Origin of the sequence: Moraxella tetraodonis, from assembly GCF_022359095.1 — a bacterium.
GTDB lineage: Bacteria > Pseudomonadota > Gammaproteobacteria > Pseudomonadales > Moraxellaceae > Faucicola > Faucicola tetraodonis.
In genome coordinates, this window is sequence record NZ_JACSYB010000001.1 from 1,689,950 (window position 1) to 1,706,317 (window position 16,368).

Annotated in this window: 15 protein-coding genes; 9 read left to right on the forward strand and 6 right to left on the reverse strand. The window is 43.4% G+C overall.

The features are described from left to right. The first annotated feature begins 115 nt into the window (after positions 1-115). Both argF and yaaA read left to right on the forward strand, forming a co-directional pair. Positions 116-1,036 (forward strand): ornithine carbamoyltransferase, encoded by a 921-nt coding sequence (argF, locus tag H9W84_RS07435; protein WP_096489138.1) that lies wholly within the window; start codon positions 116-118, stop codon positions 1,034-1,036. A gap of 98 nt (positions 1,037-1,134) precedes the next feature. After that, complete coding sequence (yaaA, locus tag H9W84_RS07440; RefSeq protein ID WP_096489139.1) at positions 1,135-1,941, forward strand: peroxide stress protein YaaA; 807 nt, start codon at positions 1,135-1,137, stop codon at positions 1,939-1,941. Between the two features lie 236 nt (positions 1,942-2,177). Here yaaA and groL read toward each other — a convergent pair whose 3' ends face one another. Both groL and H9W84_RS07450 read right to left on the reverse strand, forming a co-directional pair. Beyond that, entirely contained in the window at positions 2,178-3,818 is a 1,641-nt protein-coding gene (groL, locus tag H9W84_RS07445; RefSeq protein WP_239742787.1) for a chaperonin GroEL, read from the reverse strand. A 171-nt stretch (positions 3,819-3,989) separates the two neighbouring features. Then, entirely contained in the window at positions 3,990-4,283 is a 294-nt protein-coding gene (locus tag H9W84_RS07450) for a co-chaperone GroES (RefSeq protein WP_198001374.1), read from the reverse strand. 402 nt (positions 4,284-4,685) lie between these two features. On the opposite strand from H9W84_RS07450, the gene H9W84_RS07455 reads away from it, so the two are divergent. Together H9W84_RS07455 and H9W84_RS07460 are read left to right on the forward strand one after the other, a co-directional pair. Continuing rightward, positions 4,686-5,381, forward strand: a complete 696-nt coding sequence (locus tag H9W84_RS07455) for a DUF3108 domain-containing protein (RefSeq protein WP_007114917.1) — start codon at positions 4,686-4,688, stop codon at positions 5,379-5,381. A gap of 272 nt (positions 5,382-5,653) precedes the next feature. Next, entirely contained in the window at positions 5,654-7,057 is a 1,404-nt protein-coding gene (locus tag H9W84_RS07460; protein ID WP_239742789.1) for an outer membrane protein transport protein, read from the forward strand. Positions 7,058-7,108: 51 nt separating this feature from the next. Here the strand turns inward: H9W84_RS07460 and H9W84_RS07465 are convergent, their stop codons facing one another. Continuing rightward, the gene (locus H9W84_RS07465; protein ID WP_095356087.1) at positions 7,109-7,999 is read right to left on the reverse strand and encodes a LysR family transcriptional regulator; all 891 of its coding nucleotides are present in this window, start codon (positions 7,997-7,999) and stop codon (positions 7,109-7,111) included. A gap of 247 nt (positions 8,000-8,246) precedes the next feature. Here H9W84_RS07465 and leuC point away from each other — a divergent pair, with 247 nt between their 5' ends. The 5 genes from leuC (at position 8,247) to H9W84_RS07490 (ending at position 14,007) form a co-directional block, all read left to right on the forward strand. Then, positions 8,247-9,665 carry a 3-isopropylmalate dehydratase large subunit gene (gene leuC / locus H9W84_RS07470; protein ID WP_065252956.1) on the forward strand — a complete coding sequence of 473 codons (1,419 nt, stop codon included), beginning with the start codon at positions 8,247-8,249 and terminating at the stop codon, positions 9,663-9,665. A gap of 9 nt (positions 9,666-9,674) precedes the next feature. After that, positions 9,675-10,325, forward strand: coding sequence for a 3-isopropylmalate dehydratase small subunit (leuD, locus tag H9W84_RS07475; RefSeq protein WP_239742791.1), 651 nt, complete (start codon positions 9,675-9,677; stop codon positions 10,323-10,325). 285 nt (positions 10,326-10,610) lie between these two features. Continuing rightward, positions 10,611-11,249 carry a hypothetical protein gene (locus H9W84_RS07480; RefSeq protein ID WP_239742793.1) on the forward strand — a complete coding sequence of 213 codons (639 nt, stop codon included), beginning with the start codon at positions 10,611-10,613 and terminating at the stop codon, positions 11,247-11,249. A 146-nt stretch (positions 11,250-11,395) separates the two neighbouring features. Next, positions 11,396-12,466, forward strand: a complete 1,071-nt coding sequence (gene leuB, locus H9W84_RS07485) for a 3-isopropylmalate dehydrogenase (protein ID WP_239742794.1) — start codon at positions 11,396-11,398, stop codon at positions 12,464-12,466. 221 nt (positions 12,467-12,687) lie between these two features. Continuing rightward, positions 12,688-14,007, forward strand: a complete 1,320-nt coding sequence (locus H9W84_RS07490) for a L,D-transpeptidase family protein (protein WP_239742796.1) — start codon at positions 12,688-12,690, stop codon at positions 14,005-14,007. Positions 14,008-14,061: 54 nt separating this feature from the next. Here the strand turns inward: H9W84_RS07490 and H9W84_RS07495 are convergent, their stop codons facing one another. From H9W84_RS07495 to H9W84_RS07505, 3 genes are all read right to left on the reverse strand, one after another. Next, entirely contained in the window at positions 14,062-14,286 is a 225-nt protein-coding gene (locus tag H9W84_RS07495) for a hypothetical protein (protein WP_099834211.1), read from the reverse strand. A gap of 103 nt (positions 14,287-14,389) precedes the next feature. Further along, positions 14,390-14,899: a peptidoglycan-binding protein LysM gene (gene lysM, locus H9W84_RS07500; protein ID WP_239742798.1), complete on the reverse strand. Its 510-nt coding sequence runs from the start codon at positions 14,897-14,899 to the stop codon at positions 14,390-14,392. Positions 14,900-15,181: 282 nt separating this feature from the next. After that, complete coding sequence (locus H9W84_RS07505) at positions 15,182-16,285, reverse strand: calcium:cation antiporter (protein ID WP_065252962.1); 1,104 nt, start codon at positions 16,283-16,285, stop codon at positions 15,182-15,184. Positions 16,286-16,368 lie beyond the last annotated feature (83 nt).

Consider the following 16,368-nt stretch of genomic DNA (forward strand, 5'->3'; position numbering starts at 1 on the left):
GTGACGAATGTTAAAGTGACACAAATGCGTCAATTTGCTAGACAGTTTGGATAAATCCGCTATACTGATAGTTTACTGTAATGTTTATTGACAAAATTGGGATGTAGGACAGGCAATGAGTACCCGCCATTTTTTGACGTTATTGGATTTTAGCAAAGAAGAATTAATGCAAGTAATTAAACGCGGCAGTGAACTGCGTTTGATGCAGCATGAAGGGGTTATTTATCAGCCTTTTGTCGGTCGTACCTTGGGGATGATTTTTGAAAAATCGAGTACCCGTACCCGTATTTCGTTTGAAACAGGAATGGGACAATTTGGCGGCCATGCCATATTTCTATCACCTCGCGATACCCAGCTAGGTCGTGGCGAACCGATTGAAGATTCAGCACGTGTCATCTCACGCATGGTCGATATTGTCATGATTCGCACCTTTGAACACAGTATTGTTGAAAAATTCGCCCAGTATTCGCAAGTGCCTGTTATCAATGCACTCACTGACGAGCAGCATCCTTGTCAGCTACTAGCCGACATCCAAACCTTTATAGAGCACCGTGGTAGCATCGAAGGCAAAACAGTGACTTGGATTGGGGATGGCAATAATATGTGCGCTTCTTTTATCCATGCTGCGCATCAATTTGGCTTTCAACTGCGGGTTTCCGCGCCTTATGGGTTTGAACCCAATGCCGACCTCATCAAGCAGTATTCGCACTGTGTTGAGCTGGTCGAAGATGTTAATGAAGCGGTCAAGGGCTCGCATTTGGTCGCCACCGATGTATGGGCAAGTATGGGGCAAGAGAGCGAGCAAAATACTCGTGCGCGGCGATTTGCCCAGTATATGGTGACCCGCTCATTACTGGATAAAGCCGATCCAGACGTCTTGTTTATGCATTGTCTGCCTGCCCACCGCGGCGAAGAAATCTCCTATGATTTGCTTGAGGATCCGCGCGCTGTGGTATGGGATGAAGCCGAAAATCGTCTGCATGCCCAAAAAGCGCTGATGGAATTCTTGTTAACCGATAAAATCAAACTCGCCTAGTCTATGTGGCTTGGGCGTTATCTTTGCGCCCTGCGCTGCCATTATCATTATCTTAACCGCTCTAATTCTTAACCGATAAAGTAAACGGAACATACCCCATGTACTTTGTGCTCTCGCCTGCCAAAAATCTGAATAAAAAAAATGATTTACCTTTTGATTTTAGTCAACATTACACCCAGCCTGCTTTGATGGCGCACGCTTGCGAATTGATGAGTGAATTAAAAACATTAGCGCCAACCGATTTGTCGGCGTTGATGAGTATCTCAGCTAAACTTGGGCAATTAAATGCCGTGCGCAACCAAAATTGGCGATGGGATACTACCCAGCCATTTAGTACCGATCATGCTGACATACCTGCTAAAGCGGCGCTGTATTTATTTGATGGTGATGTCTATACAGGTTTGGCAGCGAAGCAAATGACTGAACAACAAGTCCATTATGTCAATGAGCGATTAGGAATATTGTCTGGGTTGTACGGCTTGTTAAAGCCGCTTGATTTGATGCTACCTTATCGCTTGGAAATGGGCACAAAACTAAAAAATCCTAGAGGCGATAATTTGTATCAATTTTGGGGCGATACGCTTGCCAATCTCATCAATCAACGCATGGCAGAAAATAAACACAAAGTTTTGGTAAACTTGGCTTCCAACGAATACTTCAAGGCGGTTAATCCCAAAAAAATCAGCGCGGATATTATCACGCCCCGTTTTGAAGACGGCAAAGATGGTCAATATAAAGTGGTAAGTTTCTATGCCAAAAAGGCACGCGGCTTGATGGTGCGTTTTGCCGCTGAAAATCAGCTGACAACCGCGCAACAGTTAAAAGACTTTAACTTGGAAGGCTATCAGTTTGTTGAAAATGCTTCAAGCTCAACTGAGTATGTTTTTAGACGGGATAATGATTAACTGCGCCGCCATTTAACGCAAAATATTCGCCCATAAAATCCACTGACCCTATCTTTTAGCACAGTTTCATTGAATATACAGAATAAACCGATGATTTTGGCTTGTGGTAGCAGATTGTCCAGTAATTCCATCGTCATGGTTGTAATAATTTCTCCTAATTAAAAAACCCCATTAAACTGAAGTTTAATAGGGTTTTAATTTTAGCTAAATGGCTTGAGTAGGATATAATCTTTAGATTACATCATGCCGCCCATACCACCCATGCCGCCCATACCACCCATGGCAGCAGCGCCAGCGTCGTCTTTTGGCAGGTCAGTAATCATTGCTTCTGTCGTAAGCATCAAGCCTGCCACAGATGCTGCGTTTTCAAGCGCTGAGCGAGTGACTTTGGCTGGGTCTAAGATACCCATTTCTAGCATATCGCCGTATTCACCAGTCGCTGCGTTGTAACCGTAGTTACCTTGACCGCCTTTGACTTGGTTTACCACCACAGATGCTTCATCACCTGCGTTGGTCACGATTTGACGAAGTGGTGCTTCCATCGCACGGCGTAGAATGTTGATACCCGCTGCTTGGTCGTCATTGTCACCTTTGACATTATCAAGCGCAGAGATAGCACGAACCAATGCCACACCACCACCTGCTACAACACCCTCTTCAACGGCAGCACGAGTTGCATGCAAAGCATCATCCACACGGTCTTTTTTCTCTTTCATTTCAGTTTCAGTCGCCGCACCGACTTTGATAACTGCCACACCGCCTGCGAGTTTAGCAATACGCTCTTGTAGCTTTTCTTTGTCATAATCAGAGGTTGATTCTTCCACTTGGCGACGGATAGAGGCAACACGATCATCGATTTCAGTTTTTTGACCGGCACCATCGACAATCACAGTGTTTTCTTTACCAACCGTCACTTTTTTGGCAGTACCTAATACTGATAAATCCGCCGTTTCTAAGCTCATGCCCAGTTCTTCTGATACAACTGTACCACCCGTTAAGATTGCGATATCTTGAAGCATCGCTTTACGACGGTCACCAAAACCAGGGGCTTTGACAGCACAAACTTTTAAACCGCCGCGCATGTTATTCACAACTAAAGTTGCCAAGGCTTCGTTTTCAACATCTTCAGCAATGATCAGTAAGGCTTTACCAGATTTCATCACGTTTTCAAGCAGTGGAATCAACTCACGGATATTGCTGATTTTTTTGTCGACTAACAAGATTAATGGGTTTTCTAGTTCAGCGGTCAACGTATCTGCTTTATTGGCAAAGTATGGGCTGATGTAGCCACGATCAAATTGCATACCTTCAACGACTTCAAGGGTATCTTCAAAGCCTGAACCTTCTTCAACTGTGATTACGCCTTCTTTACCCACTTTTTCCATCGCTTGAGCGATTAAGTCACCGATAGTTTGGTCAGAGTTAGCTGAGATAGAGCCAACTTGTGCGATGGCTTTAGTGTCATTGGCTGGGGTTGAAAACGCGTGGATTTGTGCAACAACAGCACGTACACCTTTATCGATACCACGTTTTAAGTCCATTGGGTTCATGCCAGCGGCAACTGATTTCATGCCTTCTTGCAAAATCGCTTGGGCTAAAACAGTCGCTGTGGTAGTACCGTCACCTGCAACATCATTGGTTTTACTTGCAACTTCACGGACCAGCTGTGCACCCATGTTCTCAAATTTGTCATCAAGTTCGATTTCTTTAGCCACTGATACGCCATCTTTAGTGATGGTGGGTGCGCCAAAAGATTTGTCGATAACCACGTTACGACCTTTAGGGCCTAATGTCACTTTAACCGCATTTGCCAATACGTTGACGCCATCAATCATTTTTGCACGGGCATCAATACCAAATTTTACATCTTTAGCCATGTTAAATTCTCCAAATTATAAATTTTTATTTGTATAAGGTAGTCCAAATTGCTACCACGGTTGCTATCAATTACTTTACCAAGTACTTAACCAGTTAGATTAAGACCAGGTAAATTAAGACTAAGTAAATTAGCTTTTGGGTAAAAAACGATTGTTTAAAGTAATGACTGATTAACCTTCAATCACACCTAATACATCACTTTCTTTCATAATCAATAATTCTTCACCATCTACTTTAACCGTTGAGCCGGCATATTGACCAAAGAGTACTTTGTCGCCGACTTTGACATCGAGCGCACGTACATCGCCGTTTTCACGGATTTGACCATTACCTACTGCAATGACTTCACCTTGAGAAGGTTTTTCTTGGGCACTGCCTGCTAGTAATAAACCGCCAGCCGTTTTTTGTTCTTCTTCGCTGCGACGCACGACGATACGATCATGTAAAGGACGAATTGCCATAATCTACTCCATAAATTAACTGTTAAATTATTGTTTGAAAGCCGTAGTTAGCTTTGAAAGCTGTGATCAGCTCAGAGGTTAGCTCAAAAGACCACCGCTATTTTGCCGACCACAAAAAGATGATAACTATCTGTTTACATAAATAATCCTATGCTTATCACATGTTATCAATTCACTGTCTAACAGTGGGGATGTCTGCCAATTTGTTCAAGCAGAAAATTACGAAATTTTGCAATTTGTTGTCAATTTTTTAACTACCTAGCCCAAACACTTCATAAAGACTGTCGTTTATTGCACAATTACAATCTTTTGTTAACTGGCTTGTATTTGCTTGCCGTCAATACTACTGTATGCATACCAAACAGATTTAACCTTATCTTATGAACGTTATTTGATGGATGAAACATGAAAAATTCTTTAGTAAAAAAGCTAGCCGTAGGTATTTCACTCGTGTCAGCGATGGCTATCACCTCTATGGCGAATGCAGCAGTTGCCCCTTTTAATGCAACCTATAATTTTAATATTGAAGGCAAATACAATGGTACCGCAAGCCGTGTATTGACCCAAACTGGCAATCAGTATTTTTATAACGTTAATGCAAGTGTCGGTAAATTAGCCAGTGCCAAGCAAACCGCCAATTTTGTCAATGCCAATGGCGCTATCTTACCGGTGAGCGCATTAACACAATACAAAATTTTGGGGACGGGTCGAACTACCACCTTGAACTTTAATAATGCAAAAAAACAACTGGTTACCAATTATAAAGGTCAAAACAAAGTCATTGCTTTGCCACAGCCTGCCTATGATGATTTAAGTTTGGAAATTCAAATTCGGGAAGATTTAAAAGCAGGCAAATTCCGTGGTAACTATTACATGGCAGATCGCAATACAGTTGAAGCAGTGCCCTTCAAAAAATCTGCCATGACTCGCATAACCGTGCCAGCGGGCACTTTTGACGTGGTGCGTATCGATCGCGTGCATGATGATAAAGACCGTCAAACCAGTTTTTGGTTAGCTCCAAAACTTGATTATCTACCTGTTAAAGTCGTTCAAAACAATGATGGTAGAAAAATGGAAATGAATTTGGCTAGAGTAAATTAATACTTTGTCATGTTTTGACTCAAACACCGATTATATTAATCGGTGTTTTTCTATGTTTATGTTACTGTAAATACGCTATTAATGACTTATCAGGTCAGAAATTGGCGTCATTTTTGTAAGCCATAAGTTGTCAAGGCGTAAGTTTTTAACTATTCTTTGTAGGTCCATTGGAAGGCCTCACTATCCTGTCTAAGTTTTTCATACCTTTTAGCAACCTTTAGCAAGCTCTCCAATTCGCACCTTATCAATATCCATGTAAAAGGGAGTATTTCATGTCATTAAGATTGCAATCCTTAACACTCGCTATTGCCAGCATTTCATTTGCTAGCGCTGCCCATGCCGCAGGGCTCGACCGCTCAACTCAGCCAAGTTGGGGTTTTACCCAAGATGGCACTTTTGCTTACATCGAACGAATCACCATCGACCCATCGATTAGTGGCAAAGACAATGCGGCCACCACCCCTTCGCCAACTACGTATGAAGAAGGTCGCGATATTAATAACATGGCGCTAAACTATGATTTTATCAATTATGGGGCAAAAGCAGACGTCAATGATAAAGTCAGTGTGGGCGTGTTTTTTGACCAGCCATGGGGCGCGGATGTTGAGTTCACAGGCAATAACAACTTTGTCAATGGTACAGTCAGCCCGCAGCAGGTTATTGGTGCAGGACAAGCGGCGTTAGCCGCCGCCACAGCTGCAAAAACCGCCGCCGCCGCTTATCAAGCAGATCCCACCAATCAAACACTCGCGTATAATGCGGCTACCGCGCTTAAAGCCGCACAGCAAGCAGGGGCAGTCTACAATCTAGCAACCAATATCGCTCAGCACCCCAACGAAGGTACCAACGTCTCCGTTGATAGTAAAAACTTCACAGGTTTGCTGGGGGTCAAATTTGGCGAAAAAAATAACTGGCAAGTATATGGCGGGCCGGTATTACAAAAATTAGAAGGTGAAGTGCATTTACGCGGTAAAGCCTACAATTCTACCCAAGGTTATGATGGTATCTTTGCCCAATCGAATGGCTATGGTTGGATGGCAGGTTTAGCCTATAGCAAACCTGAGATTGCGCTTAAAGCGGCGTTGACTTATCGCTCTGAAATTGATCATGACACCGTAGCGTATGAATACATGCCTGCAACTGGCGAATCAGGCAGTTATGACATGACCATCACTACCCCAAAATCCGTGAATGTTGACTTTCAGACAGGTCTAAACCCAACCACGCTATTGACCGCAAAACTGCGCTGGGTGCCTTGGAGTGATTTTTCAATCAAACCGCCTCTGTATAATGCAACGACCAAAAAAGCCACCGGCGCGGATTTTAAACCCCTATATCCCAATGGTTTAAACTTGATTGATTACTCAGATGATGGCTGGGCAGCAGAAGTAGGCTTGGGTAAAAAATTAAGTAATCAATGGGCGGTATCAGGCTCAGTGGGTTGGGATAGCGGCGCGGGTGATCCCACCACTACATTAGGACCTGTGGAAGGTCATTGGAATGTGGGTCTAGGCGCCAAGTACAATGTTACACCCGAAGTCGCCGTGTCGGCAGGCGTGAAATATTTGATGTTTGGCGATGCCAAATCAAAAATCCCCAATGGCGATTTAGTGGGGGATTTCCAAAACAACGATGCTTGGATTTACGGGCTGCGTTTAACTTATCAGAAGAAGTAAGTCCCATAAAAAAAGCCTATCACATCGATAGGCTTTTTTTATGTCGAACCATTAATCGCGATGTTTACCATCCACCTCTAATCCCAACATGTCAAGCAAGGCTGCCATGCTTGCAGATACCGTGATATTGGGGTTGGTGACCAAACCCAAATAGCGTTGCAACTCAACGGGGGTATCCATATTAATCGGCTGTAAATCTTGATTGACTAACGTCTGCGGCAACACCGACCAGCCTAGCCCAACCGATACCAACATACGAATCGATTCTAGCGGATTGGTGCTCATCGTGGCATACGGTTTTAAGTTATATTTGGCAAATTCAGCTAAAGTGATTTGGCTGGTAAAGGTATTGGCGGCGGGTAAAATCGCTGGATAATTTGCCAATTGCTCAAGCGTCACGTTCATTTTATGCGCCAGCGGCGATAAAACACCCGTCACAAAATGCAGCGGATCTGACCATAGCATATGATAATTTAGACGTTTATCATACACAGGGGGTAGCGTTAAAAAAGCCAATGACAAGTCGCCATCTAGGACTGCTTTATGCGCTTGCTCGGAATCGACAAAATGCACTTCAAGCTGTACCGCAGGATAGCTTTGGATAAATTGTTTGAGGACAGCTGGCAGATGATGTAAGCCAATATGATGACTGGTACCGATAATCAGTTTGCCTGATACCGTTTGCTGGCGGTTTTTAAGATTAATTTTTAGATTATCGTAATCATCTAGCCAGCGTTTGGCATGGGGTATCAAGTCATGCGCCGCTTGGGTTGGGATAATACCACGACCCACAGTATCAAAAAGGGTGACATCAAATTCGTCTTCTAAGTTTTTGATACGCTTACTTACTGCAGGCTGTGTAATAAATAGTTTATCAGCCGCCTGCGAGATACTACCTGTTTGCATAACCGCTAAAAAAGTATTTAAATTTGTGGTATTCATCTTTCCCCCAAAACTAAAACCCTACCATTTGATATAAATAAAAGTTTCATTCTTTAAAAAATACATTAAATAAGATTATAAGACAACGTATAGACAAATACAATTTATTTAATCGCTCAATACATTCCTAAAATTTTTATAAAATATAAAAATCATCAATTAAAATTATCATTTTTCTTTGTTATAATGGCGTTATTGTTTACCAAATTATTACGCCCTTTTATAAAAAAACCATAGGATATGTGTCATGGCAGCGCAAACGCTTTATGATAAACTTTGGCAAGACCATTTAGTCAATCAACGAGACGACGGTTCGAGTCTTATCTATATCGACCGTCATTTATTACACGAAGTCACAAGCCCACAAGCATTTGAAGGCTTGTCATTGGCAAATCGTGACCCTTGGCGTTTGTCAGCAAACGTCGCCACCCCTGACCATAATGTCCCGACAGTGGCGAGCGAACGTAAAGAAGGGGTGGCAGGCATTAAAGATGATGTCTCTCGATTGCAAGTAGCCACACTCGATGAAAACTGTGCCAAATTTAACATCACTGAATTTACCATCAATGACGTGCGCCAAGGCATTGTGCATGTGGTAGGCCCAGAACAAGGTTTAGTGTTACCTGGGATGACCGTGGTGTGTGGCGACTCACATACCGCAACCCATGGTGCGTTAGGCTGTCTTGCCCACGGCATCGGTACTAGCGAAGTTGAGCATGTATTGGCAACGCAGTGTCTTGTGCAAACCAAGATGAAAAATATGCTTATCAAAGTCGATGGCAAATTGGGTGAAGGTGTCACCCCAAAAGACGTGGTACTAGCGATTATTGCAAAAATCGGCACCGCGGGTGGTACAGGTTACGCCATTGAATTTGCTGGCGATGTGTTCCGTGACATGAGCATGGAAGGACGTATGACCGTGTGTAATATGGCGATTGAAGCCGGTGCACGCGTTGGTATGGTAGCCGTTGATGACACCACGATTGAATACGTCAAAGGTCGTCCTTATGCGCCTACCGGTGAAATGTGGGATAAAGCCGTGGCTTACTGGCAAACCCTGCACTCAGATGCCGATGCTGTATTTGATACCGTCATTGAGATGGCAGGCGCGGACATTGCACCCCAAGTATCTTGGGGTACCTCCCCTGAAATGGTGGTGGATATCAGCGCGCACGTCCCTACCCTAGATGCGGCAAAAGATGACGTCCAAAAAGACGCTTGGACACGCGCTTATGAGTATATGGGTTTGACCGCGGGTCAACCGGTTACCGACATCAAAGTCGATCGGGTGTTTATCGGCTCTTGTACCAACTCACGTATTGAAGATATTCGCGCAGCGGCGGCTGTTATCAAAGGTCGTAGAGTCGCAGATAGCGTCAAAGAAGCGATTGTGGTAGCCGGTTCTGGGTTGGTTAAACAACAAGCAGAAAGCGAAGGGCTGGATAAAATCTTTACCGCAGCGGGTTTTGAATGGCGGGAGCCAGGCTGCTCGATGTGCCTCGCCATGAACGCAGATAAATTGCAGCCAAAAGAACATTGCGCCAGTACCTCCAATCGTAACTTTGAAGGTCGTCAGGGCAATGGCGGACGCACCCATTTGGTCAGCCCTGCGATGGCCGCCGCTGCCGCATTAGCCGGTCATTTTGTTGACGTGAGAAATTATTAAGGTAAAACTATGAAAAAATATACCCTTGAGCAAGGCATTGTCTGCCCACTTGATCGCTCTAACGTGGACACCGACCAAATCATTCCAAAACAGTTTTTGAAATCTATCAAACGCACGGGGTTTGGTGCCAATTTATTTGACGAATGGCGTTATTTGGACGAAGGCTATCCTGGTCAAGACAATAGCAAACGCCCCATTAACCCTGACTTTATTTTAAATCAGCCCCGTTATCAAGGTGCTAATATTTTGCTTGCGCGTAAAAACTTTGGTTGTGGTTCAAGCCGTGAGCATGCCCCTTGGGCGCTCGAAGAATACGGTTTTCGCACGGTGATTGCGCCAAGTTTTGCCGATATTTTCTACAACAACTGCTTTAAAAATGGCATGTTGCCAGTGATTTTAAGCGAAGATGCGGTCAGTGAATTATTTGCCGAATGTTTTGCCCAAGATGGCTATCAATTAACCGTGGATTTAGAAAACCAGCAAGTGATTTCCCCCTCAGGTAAAAGCTATGCGTTTGACGTCGATGAATTTCGTAAGCACTGTCTGCTCAACGGTTTAGACGATATTGGTCTGACATTACAGCAAGCTGATAGTATCAAAGCGTATGAAGAAAACGCCAAACAATCACGCCCTTGGGTATTTGGCACAGGCGCGGCTTAAAGTGCTACTTGGTTAGGTAAATGTACAATGTCAGTAGCGTTTCATCATTGATGATTTATCATTGATGGTTTATTCATCATGTATCCCAACCTGCGTATAAGTCGCGTATAAAAAAGGCATTTTGACAAAGGTTGGGATATTGGTTATGTTAGTCACATTTTAGCTTGCCTATGACTGTGTTTAAATCATGGCATCATCCGCCATGATTATCATCATCTAACTATGGCAGGCACCCTGTTACTGCAATTTTTTAATTGCTTTTTTTGATTTGAGGGAATAACGACCATGATGTTCACTAAGCGCTTTTTTCACCCTGACTGTTTGCCTTTTGTAGCCATTGCAATTTGTTCGGCAGTGGCACTATCCGGCTGTCAATCAATGACGAAGCAGCCAAGCGCACGTGCCAAACCCTCAGTGGTAACAGCGCCGCAACCGATTGCTACAGGCAAAAGCACACTAAAATGTACGGGTATTTATGCCTGTGAAATCAGTCGCATTGGCACGTTGTCAATTATCAATCAATCGACTCACACCCCGAGCGCTACACTTGGCAACTATAGCTCAATGACTAGCCCAGTGACCGTCACACCTTTGATCAATAAGCCGCAGAGCAAGTCTACTATACCAAATTACTTGGTAAGTTTTCCCAGTGGTCAGCACATGGTTGCCACCCGTTTTTATTTGGATGACGATTTGACGGCGGTTGAGAGTTTTAGTTTTATCCATCGTTTTGAAAGCGGTAAACGTTATGAGCTCAAAGCCTACCGCCAAATTCAAAAGACCGATTATAGTTTGCTAGCGCAGTCTGCCCCAACGCCACTGTGTATTGATTTGTATGAAAATGCCAAACTTACCAATCAATGGTGTAAAAAACCCAATCAGCAAGGCGCTTTATCGAATGAATTTATAAAGATTGCTTTATAGATGCCCCTAAAAGCTTTTCTCACAAAAAGCTTTATCCAAGAAAGCATCATTCAATAACGCCTGATTCAATTATTTTTTAAAAACTAACAAAATTTTAAAAGCTGCGTTGTCAGCAAAAAGTTGTGGATTAACGTGAAGGAAGTAACATGACAAAACAAATCGCCGTATTACAAGGTGATGGTATTGGTCCTGAAATCATTGGACAAGCTGTCAAAGTATTGGACAAATTAATCGAGCAAGGATTAGACGCCCACTATGAGTATGGGCTGTTAGGTGGCTCAGCGTATGATGCGCATGGCTCACCCTATCCAGAAGCTACCCAAACCCTGTGCCGCAAGGCTGATGCGGTATTACTCGGTTCTGTCGGCGGCCCACAGTATGACAACCTTGAACGCTCAGTGCGCCCTGAGCGTGGATTACTGGCGATTCGTAAAGACTTAAATCTATTTGCCAATCTTCGCCCAGCCATTCTTTACCCAGAGCTTGCCAATGCCTCAACTTTAAAACCTGAAGTGGTATCTGGCTTAGATATTTTGATTGTCCGTGAGCTCACCGGTGATATTTATTTTGGGGAACCACGCGGTATTCGCACGCTTGAAAACGGCGAGAAAGAAGGCTACAACACCATGAAATACAGCGAATCAGAAATTCGCCGTATTGCCAAAGTCGCTTTTGAAGCCGCGCAAAAACGCGGTAAAAAACTCTGCTCAGTTGATAAAGCCAACGTGCTTGAGACCACAGAGTTTTGGAAGCAGATTTTCACCGAAGTCGCTGCCGAATACCCAGATGTTGAATTGACTCACATGTATGTCGACAATGCAGCGATGCAGCTGGTCAAAGCCCCAAAACAGTTTGATGTGATTGCCACCGGCAATATTTTTGGCGATATTTTGTCAGATCAAGCCTCGATGCTGACTGGCTCTATTGGTATGCTGCCATCCGCGAGCTTAAATGACACAGGCAAAGGGCTATATGAACCATCGCATGGTTCTGCCCCTGATATCGCCGGTCAAAATAAAGCCAACCCATTGGCAACCATTTTGTCATTGGCGATGCTGTTACGTTATAGCCTCAATGATGAAGCCCGTGCCACACAGGTTGAGCAAGCAGTGCAAAAAGTATTGCAGCAAGGGTTACGTACGGGCGATATCTTTGAACAAGGCACCACGCTGGTTTCTTGCTCAGATATGGGTGATGCGGTCATCGCTAACTTATAATATTTGATTATCCTAATTTTTATCGTGCGTTAAAGGTAGTGTTAGCTGGTCTAACCTGCCTTTTTTTATGCCATTTTTGCCAACATTTTTTTGAAAAATTTGTAAAATCCTGCTTATCTTCAACCGAGTTTTGCTATAGTATGCCATTATCGTTTCTCTAAAACTTCGATGACCTTTCATCCCATCCTCCCTTGCTAAATTTTTCTTAAATTTCAATGACTATGTCTTCTTATTATAAAATTTTACCTTGCTTTACAAGCATCGTGCTTGCTATCAGTTTATCTGCCTGTCAACAGTCACCCAATCAAGCGATGGATGTACCTACAGTTCCGACAGCAAGTACTACAGCTAGTACTGCAGCCAGTACAACCGCAAGTATCGCTGCCTCTTCGCCTGCCCCAACACTAAAAGCCAATGTCAGTCAACAGTTTATTGGCACAAGCTTGGTGCAGCAACGACTGAAACAAGCCTTGCCAGAGATTGCCTATACCACTGATAATTTACCAATGGTTGCCCAGCAAGTAAACCAAGTGAGTTGGTCACCCAAAGGCGCTATTGAATTAAAAACCATGCCTGCCTCTGCGGTGGTGGCGTCACAAGCCGCATCAACCCCGCCTGCCTCAGCGACCCCATCTGTGACGGGTTTTCAATCAACTATTGACTATGCTGCGCTCAAACAATCGGCTAATGACAATCCGTCATCCGTGGCTAACAAAGACGCGTTACCATCAAAACAAGTGTCCATTAAACCTGATGAACTGCTGGTATTTAAGACCCAAGCCCTGCTTAACTGGCATGGGCATAGTGTGGGTGCACTGACAGGAATAATGAATAAAAATACCATCAAAGCGATGCAGATTTTTCAGCAAAAACACAATCTGCCCGTAACCACCACGATGAATGAAGCTACCTGGTCGGCATTAACCAGCAACGAGACGTTAAATAAGCAGCCGATTTTTATCAATTATCAGCTAACGCGCGATGATTTGGTGATTACCAAAGCGCCCAAAGACATGCAATACAAATCAGCGCGTGAAGCAGTAGCTGAAAAGTTCCATATGAGCCAAAAACTGGTGAGTCGATTAAACCCCACCACGCCACTCAAAGCGGGTAACATTATCACTGTCTACAATCCTTATCAGCCCAATATGACAGAAGTGACTAAGGTTGTGAGTGATAAAAAGAAAAACATTCTATACGCCTATGCCGCTAGTGGTGAGCTTGTTGCAAGCTACCCAACAACCGTGGGTTCGAACTACACCCCCTCACCGTCTGGCAGTTTAAAAGTTAAAAATCGGGTATTAAACCCCACCTATAATACTGATTTTTCTTCCAAAGAAAAGTGGCTACCACCAGGACCCAACAATCCTGTGGGGCGCGCTTGGATTGGGTTATCAAAACGGAGCTATGGTATTCATGGCTCGCCTGAGCCTGAGTTAATCAGCGCACAAAAATCACACGGTTGTGTGCGTTTGACCAATTGGGATGCCCTAAGTCTGTATGGCACGATAGCCGATGGCGCAGACGTGGTATTTGAATAAGTTTATATCGTATGACCGTCAAATAAACACCCCAAAATTTGGGGTGTTTGGTTATTACGACTCCTGTCGCCAAACTTGTTTTCGCAAATCCTGCTTGGTCTGCCTGCGTTGTTTCTTACGGGCGATTTCGACATCGTCTTTTTCATGCAGTCCGCCTTTTTGCAAAAGCGGATTTAACGCCAAGTAATTACGGGGTTTAACAGCCAAATTGGATTGAGCGATTGACGGATTTTTCTCCAGTCGCTCACCCAATTTAATTAATTGTTTTTGGTTTTTCATGGTTTATCCTTAAAACTTTATTTATCGATATGCAAATTTTTTTATAAAAAAACCAGCGACAGGAGTAGGAGTCACTGGTTTTTTAAAAGGCTTAAGGTAAAAATTAAGCTGGGATACGAAGCACTTGACCTGGATAGATTTTGTTTGGGTCAGAGAGTAATGGTTTGTTGGCTTCAAAGATTTTGTTGTATTGGTTGGTATCGCCATACACTTCTTTTGAAATTTTTGACAGCGTATCGCCTGATTTCACTGTGTACATACGAGATTCTGGCTCTTGCGTCGCAACCGTGATGTTGTCTTCCACTTGTGCAACATACTGTACATTACCTGCCGCTAGAATGGCTTTTTCGCGCTCTGCTTGGTTAGCAGCAGAACCATTAATGGTTACTTTGTCAGTGTTACCGTCATAGTTGACTGATAGATTGTCAATTTTGGCATTTTGTTGGATGCGCTGAATCAATAAGTTTGCAATCTCTTGTGCAGATGGCTCATTAGAAGCTGCAGGCGTTGCGGTTGGTGCAACGTTTGATGCGGGTGTCGATGCTGGCGCAGCGTCTTTGTTACGATGAAAGATTTTATCACCGATGTCTTTTGCAAAGCTAAATAGTCCCATTTGTTTTTCCTTATGTTGTAATATTTTAATGCACAATTTTTAATGTATGGTTCGTTGAAACTCTTAAATGATCGTTTCAACACCTCAAATGACTAGAATGACCTCTAATCACTACAACGATAATCGTGTTAAGTATGGCGTTATTCTAGTTGCCCTCTAGATTATCAAAAACTTAAATTAATGAGCATAAGTATTTAGTAAAGGAATGTTACTAATTGCAAGTATCCTTTCATTTATTTATTACGTCATTTATTACGCCAATTTTCTATGCCATTTATTCCTTTAGGGGATAATGGAGAAAAACACAAAAGTGGCTAACATGACCAAATGGATGATGCCATGTAAAAAAGTGGTGCGCCCGGTACTTAAAGTATTGATGGTTATCATCAGCGTAATAACCAGCATTAGCCCTTCTTTGGCAGACAACCCAAACATGACGGGCGTTGCTGTGAACATTGAATAAAGCGCGATAACAGGAATTGTCAACGAAATAGACGCCAAAGCCGAGCCTAACGCCAAATTTAAACTGTTTTGCAGTTGGTCGTTGTAGGCAGCTTTTACCGCAGCAATAGATTCAGGCAACAGTACCAAAGCAGCAATAATAATCCCTAGCACAATTTTTGGCATACCCATCGCCAGCAGCGCCGCTTCCATCGCAGGCGACAACATCTTAGCAAGACCCACGACCGTCACCAAACTGAAAAACAAAAATCCTACACTCATCGCCGTGGTTAGCGTATTATCACTGTGATGCTGATCATCTACACCGTCGGCAATAAAATAATCACGGTGACGAATGGTTTGGGTAAAGATAAATGCGGCATACAAAATCAAACAGCAAATCGCTACAAACAGCAGCTGAGCGCCAATCATAAAACCGCCTGCGGCAGAGGTGGTAAAATTGGGTAAAATAAATACGATTAATGCAATCGCCAATAACACACTAATTGCCGCTTTACTGCCATGCAAACTATAACGCTGTACGTAATTTTTGATACCACCAATCAACAGGCAAATACCAATAATCCCGTTACAAATCAGCATCACTGCTGCAAATACCGTATCACGGGCAAGCACGGCGGCATCGGTGGGTGTGCTACTACTCATGAGTGCCAAAATAAGTGCCACTTCAATCACAGTGACCGCCAATGCCAAAACCAACGTACCAAAAGGCTCACCCACTTTGTGAGCAATCACCTCAGCGTGATGTACGGCAGCAAAAACTGACCCCATCAAAAAAATCGCCGTCACGGTATTCATGATGATACCCGAGGGATGCCAAATCAAATGCACCGCAAGCACTAAAGCGGCAATACTTGGCGACAATAACGTCCAAATGGGTAAATTGATATTATATTTTTGGTTCAGCCAAAATGTTTTCGCCATATCCCCTCCGCTCTATCTATATTTTCTAATTTATCATATAAATAGATAATATGGTCAAAAATATTAAAATTCAATTAAAAATG